At 66.7% G+C, this 8,398-nt stretch carries 9 protein-coding genes; 6 read left to right on the top strand and 3 right to left on the bottom strand.

Annotated features, from left to right (window positions below; translation table 11 throughout):
• A partial coding sequence (locus JNB_RS05515) for a sugar nucleotidyltransferase (protein ID WP_009775432.1) occupies positions 1 to 698 on the top strand: 698 nt, incomplete at its 5' end.
• The gene (locus tag JNB_RS05510) at positions 698 to 1,291 is read left to right on the top strand and encodes a dTDP-4-dehydrorhamnose 3,5-epimerase family protein (RefSeq protein WP_009775431.1); all 594 of its coding nucleotides are present in this window, start codon (positions 698 to 700) and stop codon (positions 1,289 to 1,291) included. The genes JNB_RS05515 and JNB_RS05510, both read left to right, overlap by 1 nt.
• 45 nt (positions 1,292 to 1,336) lie before the next feature.
• Here the strand turns inward: JNB_RS05510 and JNB_RS05505 are convergent, their stop codons facing one another.
• Positions 1,337 to 1,735 (bottom strand): VOC family protein, encoded by a 399-nt coding sequence (locus JNB_RS05505; protein WP_040884256.1) that lies wholly within the window; start codon positions 1,733 to 1,735, stop codon positions 1,337 to 1,339.
• Positions 1,736 to 1,914: 179 nt separating this feature from the next.
• Between JNB_RS05505 and map the strand changes: the two genes are divergently transcribed.
• Entirely contained in the window at positions 1,915 to 2,715 is an 801-nt protein-coding gene (gene map, locus JNB_RS05500) for a type I methionyl aminopeptidase (protein ID WP_009775429.1), read from the top strand.
• 1 nt (position 2,716) lies between these two features.
• On the opposite strand, the gene JNB_RS05495 is transcribed toward map, so the two are convergent.
• Complete coding sequence (locus JNB_RS05495; protein ID WP_009775428.1) at positions 2,717 to 3,169, bottom strand: SRPBCC family protein; 453 nt, start codon at positions 3,167 to 3,169, stop codon at positions 2,717 to 2,719.
• Positions 3,166 to 3,516, bottom strand: coding sequence for a helix-turn-helix transcriptional regulator (locus tag JNB_RS05490; RefSeq protein ID WP_009775427.1), 351 nt, complete (start codon positions 3,514 to 3,516; stop codon positions 3,166 to 3,168). Before JNB_RS05490 ends, JNB_RS05495 begins: the two co-directional genes overlap by 4 nt.
• Before the next feature lie 53 nt (positions 3,517 to 3,569).
• Here JNB_RS05490 and JNB_RS05485 point away from each other — a divergent pair, with 53 nt between their 5' ends.
• The 3 genes from JNB_RS05485 to tviB all read left to right on the top strand — a co-directional run bounded on the left by JNB_RS05485 (position 3,570) and on the right by tviB (position 8,371).
• Positions 3,570 to 5,084, top strand: coding sequence for an amidohydrolase (locus JNB_RS05485; RefSeq protein ID WP_009775426.1), 1,515 nt, complete (start codon positions 3,570 to 3,572; stop codon positions 5,082 to 5,084).
• 153 nt (positions 5,085 to 5,237) lie between these two features.
• The gene (locus tag JNB_RS05480) at positions 5,238 to 7,049 is read left to right on the top strand and encodes a nucleoside-diphosphate sugar epimerase/dehydratase (RefSeq protein WP_009775425.1); all 1,812 of its coding nucleotides are present in this window, start codon (positions 5,238 to 5,240) and stop codon (positions 7,047 to 7,049) included.
• The gene (gene tviB / locus JNB_RS05475; RefSeq protein ID WP_009775424.1) at positions 7,046 to 8,371 is read left to right on the top strand and encodes a Vi polysaccharide biosynthesis UDP-N-acetylglucosamine C-6 dehydrogenase TviB; all 1,326 of its coding nucleotides are present in this window, start codon (positions 7,046 to 7,048) and stop codon (positions 8,369 to 8,371) included. Before JNB_RS05480 ends, tviB begins: the two co-directional genes overlap by 4 nt.
• The last annotated feature ends 27 nt before the right edge of the window (positions 8,372 to 8,398 follow it).

The raw sequence follows: 8,398 nt of genomic DNA, 5'->3' as shown, positions 1-8,398 counted from the left end.
TCGAGCGACTTCTCGTGGACGGCCACGAGTGGGGAATCGACATCTCGTATGCCGTGCAGCCCAGTCCCGATGGTCTGGCCCAAGCCTTCATCATCGGTGCCGATTTCATTGGTGCGGACTCCGTGGCCCTGGTGCTGGGCGACAACATTTTTTATGGCACGGGTCTGGGTCGCTCGCTCCGGGATCTCAGCGACATCGAGGGCGGTCACATCTTCGCCCATCACGTCCGCGATCCGGCGGCGTACGGCGTGGTGGAGTTCGACGCCGATCACAAGGTGATCTCCATTGAGGAGAAGCCCACCGAGCCCAAATCGAGTTACGCAGTCCCGGGCCTGTATTTCTATGGGAATGATGTCGTCGAGATCGCCAGATCCCTCAGTCCCAGCCAACGCGGCGAGCTTGAGATCACGGCTGTCAACGACGCCTATCTCCAACGTGGCGACCTATCGGTGACGGTGCTTCCGCGAGGAACGGCCTGGTTCGATACCGGCACGTTCGAGGGCCTGATGGATGCGAGCCAGTTCGTCCACCTCATCGAGGCCCGGCAGGGGATGAAGATCGGATGCGTCGAGGAGATCGCGTGGCGCGCGGGCTGGATCGATGACGACCACTTTTCGGCGCTCGGCGACGCTCTCGTCAAGAGCGGATACGGCGGCTACATTCACACCTGCTTGGCGCAGGGCAAGGAGCTTCCCTGATGCAGGTCCAACCTCTGGCCATTGAGGGGGCGTTCGTCGTGACACCGCGACAGTTCCCTGATGACCGCGGTGTGTTTCTGGAGTCGTTTCGTGGCGATCTGCTCGCCCAACATCTCGGGCACCGGCCCGACATCATCCAGACCAACGTCTCTGTGTCGTCACGCGGCACAGTGCGCGGCGTGCACTTCGCCGACATTCCCCCTGGTCAGGGAAAGTTCATCACGGTTCTCGCCGGGTCCCTCATCGACTTCATCGTCGACCTTCGTGAGGGCTCGCCGACCTTCGGACTCGTGGAGCAGGTACTCCTCGATACGGTCAAGCGCCGTGCCGTCTACCTCACCGAGGGGCTCGGGCACGCCTTTTGCGCGCTCGAGGACCGCACGACGGCGATGTACCTGTGCACTGCGACATACAACCCGGCAACGGAGCATGGCATCCATCCACTGGATCCCGAGATCGGTCTGCAGATTCCTACTGACGTCGAGACCACCCTCTCGGCCAAGGACAAGGCGGCACCGACCCTGCGCGCCGCCCGCGCCTCGGGGTTGCTCCCGAGGTATGCGGACTGGCGTGCGCATCACGCAAGTCTGTAAGGCGAGCCAGATCCTCCCGTGCGTGGGCGGCGGATGCAGCGAGCGTCAGTTCATGCCTGAGCCGAGGTTGAGGATGTTGCCGTCGGGGTCCGCGAACCAGACGCTCCGGAACACGGCCTCGCCCTCGCCCATGCTCGCTACGCCGTCGTTCCACTCCGTGCCCTCGGCCTCGAAAGTGTCGAACGTCACGCCCTTGGCGCGCAGTGTCGCGATCTCGGCGTCGAAGGCATCGCCGGGGACCTCGAACATCATGGCGGTGGCCTTGTTCGTGCCGGCGAACTCCGACGTGTAGACGAAGAACGCGCCCGAACCTGACTGGTAGGTGATGCCCTGGTCCATCATCTCGGTGCCGGGTGCGAACCCCAGTGTGCCCTCATAGAAGTCGCGGGCGCGTTGGAGGTCCGAGACCCCGAGAGTGGTGACAGGGGTGTGATCGCCAATCATGATCTCTCCACGGGCGGACCGCACGACCCTCGCTCGATCGGCCTGCTCAAGCCTAGGAGTGCCGTGGACGATGGGGCAATGGGTCGATCCGGCCCCGTGTGCGGGGTTCTGCTGGGCCACCCCTTCCAGCCGGAGCGCCCGGTTTCCCTGACGGCTCGGCCAGATGGCACGCTGAACAAATGATCGAGATACTGAACGCCACCGAGTTGGAGCGGGCCCGAGGTACCGGCGCCCTCGTGGCCGACATCCTGCAGGCGCTCAAGGCTCGGGCCACCGTCGGCACCAACCTCCTCGAGATCGACGAGGGGGCCAAGACGATGATGCTCGAGGCCGGGGCCCAGTCCTGCTACGTCGACTACGAGCCATCCTTCGGGCGTGGGCCGTTCGGCCACTACATCTGCACGTCGGTCAATGACGCTGTCCTCCATGGGCTCCCGCATGACTACGTCCTCGCCGACGGTGACCTGGTGTCGCTGGACCTCGCGGTGTCGCTGCGCGGTGTCGTGGCCGACTCCGCGATCAGCTTCGTCGTGGGCGATCCCGCCGCGGCATCGCCGGACGACCTGTCGATGATCGATGCGACCGAGCGGGCCCTGGCTGCGGCGATCGCCGTTGCCGGCCCGGATGCCCGCATCGGGGACCTGTCCCACGCCATCGGTTCGGTCCTCACCGATGCCGGCTTCGGGGTCAACACGCAGTTCGGCGGACACGGAGTCGGCTCGACGATGCACCAGGACCCTCACATCTCGAACACCGGCCGGCCCGGTCGCGGCTATCGCTTGCGGCCCGGGCTCCTGCTGGCGATCGAGCCCTGGGTCATGGCCGACACCGACCAGTTGGTCACGGACGACGACGGTTGGACCCTGCGCAGTGCGACGGGGTGCCGGACGGCCCACAGTGAGCACACGGTGGCGGTCACCGACGACGGAGTGCAGATCCTCACCGTGCCAACGCCGGCGCCGACGTCGCGGCCCGCCTGACTCAGGGCATGAGGCTGGGCGGTGGCAGCGGCGAACCCGTCTCGAGCAGGGTCTTGAGTGAGTCGAGGATGAAGACCCACCCGTCTCGGACGTTCTCGGACGTGAGCGGACTCTGATCGAGGGCACTGTGGGTGAGCCGGAGGTGGGTCAGTCCGTCGCCCGCGGGCGTGAGCTCCCAGGCGACCCGACTCGGTGGTTCGGCGGCGAGGTCGTCGTCATACACCGGGTGCCAGGTGTGGACGAGACGACGCGGGGGCTCGACCACCTCGACGACGCCGTCGACGGCCACCCCGCCATCGGGAAGGTGTGTCTGGAACGCCTCGCCCACGACGGGTGGGGAGATCCAGTGGGTGGCGTGGAAGTACTGACGCGTCGATTCTGGATCGGTGAGGGCGCGCCAGAGGTCATCGATCTCGGCGCGGATGTACAGCTGGTAGATGTGCTGAACGGTCATGTCGCGTCCTTGGGGCGAGGGTGGTTCGAGGGGTTCTCCGCAGCGCTCTGGAGGTCGAGCAGGGTGCGAGTGAACGGTTGCGCGTACTTGCTGACCCAGCGGTCCGCGATCTGCGCGATGGGCACGGGGTTGAGGTGATGACGCTTCTCCCGGCCGACCTTCTCGGTGGCGACGAGGTCCGCCTCCTCGAGAACGGTGAGGTGCTTCATCACCGCAAACCGGGTGACGTCGGGGAAGAGTGCGACGAGCTGACCCACGGTCTGTCCGTCGCTCTCGAACAGCGCATCGAGGATGGTTCGCCGGGTCGGGTCAGCGAGAGCCCTGAAGACGGCCTGTTCGGTGTTCACGGATTCATTATGTGACGAAAAAGTCACATGTCAAGAGGCCCTACGCTTCCGCGATGACGTCGTTGCTTCTTCGCCGGGTGCGCATCGTTCGGATCGGTGACGGTCCGGCTCCCGAGGGCGAGGTCGACCTGCGCATCGTCGGCGACCGAGTCGTCGAGCTGGCGCCCCGCCTGCAACCGTCGGCCAGCGACGAGGTGCTCGATGCCGAGGGTCGTTGGCTCATCCCGGGACTCTGGGACCAGCACGTCCACCTCGGCCAGTGGGCCGCGACGGCGGGACGGCTGGACCTCTCGTCCACGACCAGCCCGGAGGCCGCAGTCCGCCTCATCGCTGCCGAGGTCGGCTCGCGTCGCGGGGGAGCGCCCGACACGGTGATCCAGGGGTTCGGTCACCGCGCCGCCGCCTGGGACCGCCAGCCCACCGTTGCCGAGCTCGACGAGGTGAGCGGCGACATCCCGGTCGTCCTCATCAGCGGGGACGCCCACCACGGTTGGCTCAACTCCGCCGCGTTGCGTCTCCTCGACGTCCCGCCACGTGACGGCGTCGTCGAGGAGAACGAGTGGTTCCCCGTCTTCGCCCGTCTCGACGAGGCGACGATGACAGCGGAAGGCAGGCGGACGGCATACGCCAAGGTCTTGGACGCCGCCGTGCGTCGCGGCGTCGTCGGCGTGCGCGAGTTCGAGTGGGCCGACAACGCGACCGACTGGGCGGAGCGTTCCGACTCAGGTCTCGCCGTGGTCCGGGTGCGCACGGCGACGTATGCCGCCGGGCTGGCCGACACGATCGCCGCCGGCCGCCGCAGTGGTGACGTTCTCGATCGGGCCGGGCTCATCACGATGGGCCCCCTCAAGATCATCAGCGACGGGTCGCTCAACACGCGCACGGCGTTCTGCTATGACCCCTATGTCGGCGACGACGTCCTCGAGTTTCCCAGAGGGCGCGCCAACAACTCACCCGAGGAGCTCGGCGAGCTGCTCGAGCTGGCGACGCGCAACGGGCTCGAGGTCGCGGTGCACGCCATCGGCGACGCCGCAGTGGGGATTGCGCTGGATGCATTCTCCGGCACTGGCGCTCGCGGCACGATCGAGCACGCGCAGCTCGTTGCCCCGGCCGATGTCGAACGCATGGCTGCCCTCGGCGTGGTCGCCAGCGTCCAGCCGGCCCACCTGCTCGATGACCGCGACGTCACGCACCAGTGCTGGCCCGACCGGGCCGACCGCTGCTTCGCCCTCCGCTCCATGCTCGAAGCCGGCGTCAATCTCGTGCTCGGTTCCGACGCTCCCGTCGCACCACTCGACCCGTGGGAGGCGATGGCCGCCGCCGTCCACCGCTCCGGTGACGAGCGAGAGGAGTGGAATGCGGCAGAGACGATCACGGTGGCCCAGGCCCTCGCGGCCAGTGTCGACGGAGCGGGGACGATCGGCGTCGGAAGCCTCGCCGACCTCGCCCTCCTCGATGCCGACCCGGGTGCGCAGGGCTCGACCGGTGCCGCTGTCGCTGCGCACCTGCGATCGATGCAGGTCGCGGCCACGATCGTGGCCGGAAGGGTCGTTCAGCGTAGTTACTGACTAGTTCGGACTAGCGGTAACTAGTCAGACTGGCCACGATTCTTGCCCCTTGGGTGGAGTTCTCGGAGTTCACCACTCGCGCCAAGTAGCACCCACCTAGCGTCGGTGGTGTCGTCAGGAGTTGACGAATCGACGGGTTTCCAGGGGTGCTAGATGTCGAGGTCGCAGATCTTCGCTCGACGCTCGGTGATGATCGGGTGGGATGCCGCATCCTGGCTGCTCGCCCTGCTGGGGTTCCTCCTCGTCCGCCACGAGTTCATGCTCAGCGAGCGGATGTGGGTCATCGCCTGGACCTATGTCGCCGGAGCGATCGCCCTGCAGGTCGTCGGCGGTTTCTGGACCCACCTCTACCTCGGCCGTTCCAAGGTCGGCAGCTTCGACGAGGTGACTTCCCTCGGCCAGCTGGTCATCGCCATCAGCGTCGTCCTCGGTGCCGCCTTCTACATCGCCGCACCGCTGTTCTCGCGCGGCATCGCCTTCGTCATGCCGGCCATGGCCTTTCTTTTCATGACCGCCGGCCGATGGGTCTTCCGCATGGCCCGCACGCGTGAAATGCGACGCCATGGGGATGGCTCAGGAGTTCCGGCCCTCATCTACGGTGCCGGCGATGCCGGACACCAGCTCGCTGGCCTGGTCGACGGTTCGGCCGACTCGCCCTACGCGATCGTCGGTTTCATCGACGACGACCCCAGACTGCGGTTCCTGCGTGTGCGCGGCTATCGCATGCTGGGCAGAGGCAGCGACCTCGTCCGCGTGGCTCGTGCGACCGGCGCCCAGGTCGTCGTGCTCGCCATCAGCGAGGCCAGCCCCCAGCTCATCCAGCGAGTCTCCGACCACTGCACCGAAGCCGGCGTTGACCTCGTCGTCGTTCCCCCGCTGCGCGAGATGATCTCGGGACGGCTCGAGCTCGACAAGCTGCGTGCCTTCAACGTTGCCGACCTGCTCGGTCGCCGACCGATCGAGACCGACCTGTCGGGGATCACTGACCACGTCACCGGCAAGGTCGTCCTCGTCACCGGTGCCGGAGGGTCCATCGGTTCCGAGCTCGCCCGCCAGGTGCGCCAGCTCGGACCGGCCAAGCTCATCCTCCTCGACCGCGACGAGTCGGCCCTGCACGCGACCCAGCTCTCGATCGACGGCAACGGACTCCTGGACACCGACGACACGGTGCTCTGCGACATCCGCGACAAGGACGCTGTCTGCGCGGTGTTCAGCCGACTGGCTCCCGAGGTGGTCTTCCACGCGGCTGCGCTCAAGCACCTCCCCATGCTCGAGCGCTTCCCCGAAGAAGGTTGGAAGACCAACGTCCTCGGCACCCTGAACGTCCTCGAGTGTGCCGCCACCAATGGTGTCGAGCACTTCGTCAACATCTCGACCGACAAGGCCGCTGACGCGACCAGCGTTCTCGGACAGACGAAGCGGGTCGCCGAGCGCATGACTGCCTGGTATGCCGCGGAGACCGGACTGCGCTACCTCTCGGTGCGCTTCGGCAACGTGCTCGGCTCGCGCGGCTCAGTCCTCGACACCTTCCGCGCACAGATCGAGCGTGGGGGCCCGGTGACCGTCACGGACCCCGAAGTCAGCCGGTTCTTCATGACGATTCCGGAGGCCTGTGAGCTCGTGCTCCAGGCGTCGGCGATCGGTCGGCCCGGAGATGTCCTCGTCCTCGACATGGGGGAGCCGGTGCGGATCATCGACGTCGCCCGCCGCCTCATCGAGGAGTCCGGCAAGGACGTGCCTGTCAGGTTCACCGGCCTGCGCGAGGGCGAGAAGCTCCACGAGGTTCTCCTCAGCGCAGCCGAACAGGGAAGTCCGACCGCGCACCCCCTCATCACGCAAGTGTCCGTCCCGCACGTCCAGCCGTCCGATGTGCTCGCTGGCCACAGCGACCACCACCTTGATCTGGGCGCTCTCGAAGCCCACCCGACCGCCCATGAAGACGCCCGTGGAGGGACCACACGATGACTACGTTTGCCAAGCCGACAACGGCCTTCGCCCCCGCCTTCCCCTCGATCCCCAGCGCTGTGCGGCTGGCGGTGGTCGGTCTGGGTTACGTCGGTCTGCCGCTCGCCGTCGAGTTCGGCAAGACCATGGACGTCGTGGGCTTCGACATCAACGGCGCCCGCGTCAAGGAGCTCAGCACCGGCACCGACTTCACCCTCGAGGTCAGCGACGAAGAGTTGGCCTCGGCGACCGGACTGAGGTTCACCGAGGACCCTTCCGACATCGCCAGCTGCAACGTCTTCATCGTCACCACCCCGACGCCGATCGACGCAGCGAAGCAGCCGGATCTCTCACCCGTGCTGTCAGCGACCGAGACGATCGCCAAGGTCCTCCTGCCCGGCGACGTCGTCATCTACGAGTCCACGGTCTACCCGGGCGCGACCGAGGAGCAGTGCGTCCCGGTCCTCGAGGACCTGTCCGGACTCCTCGTCAACGTCGACTTCTTCGTCGGCTACAGCCCCGAGCGCATCAACCCCGGCGACAAGGAGCACCGACTCCCCAACATCGTCAAGGTGACCTCCGGGTCCACGCCGGAAGCCGCCGACTTCGTCGACGCGCTCTATTCGTCCATCATCACGGCGGGCACGCACCGGGCATCGTCGATCCGGGTCGCCGAGGCTGCCAAGGTCATCGAGAACACCCAGCGCGACGTCAACATCGCGCTCATCAACGAGCTCGCGATCCTCTTCAACCGCCTGGACATTGACACCGAGGAGGTGCTGAAGGCAGCCGGCTCCAAGTGGAACTTCCTCGGCTTCCGCCCCGGCCTCGTCGGCGGGCACTGCATCGGCGTCGACCCCTACTACCTCACCCACAAGGCGCAGGCCGTCGGTTACCACCCGGAGATCATCCTGGCCGGGCGCCGACTCAACGACCAGATGGGCTCCTACGTCGCCTCCCAGCTCGTGAAGCGTATGACGAAGGAAAACATCCCGGTCCGCGGTGCACGGGTGCTCGTCCTGGGGCTGACCTTCAAGGAGAACACCCCGGACCTGCGCAACTCGCACGTCGTCGACATCCTCAAGGAACTCGCCGAGTACGACATCGCCGTCGACGTCCATGACCCGTGGGCGCGCCCCGAGGAGGCCAACCGCCACTACGGCATCGACCTCGTGCAGGATCCCGAGGTGGGTTCGTACTCCGCAGTCGTCATCGCGGTCGCGCACCAGGAGTTCGTCGAGATGGGCGCCCAGCAGATCCGCGCCTTCGGCAACCCGAAGGGTCACGTTCTCTATGACCTCAAGTACATCCTCGACAAGTCCGAGTCCGACCTGCGTCTGTAACCCGGGGCGTCGGCGCTCAGCGTGGGC

This window comes from Janibacter sp. HTCC2649 (assembly GCF_000152705.1).
Lineage (GTDB): Bacteria > Actinomycetota > Actinomycetes > Actinomycetales > Dermatophilaceae > Knoellia.
Note: the sequence above shows the minus strand (reverse complement) of the source record. Positions and strands in the feature narration are given on the sequence as shown.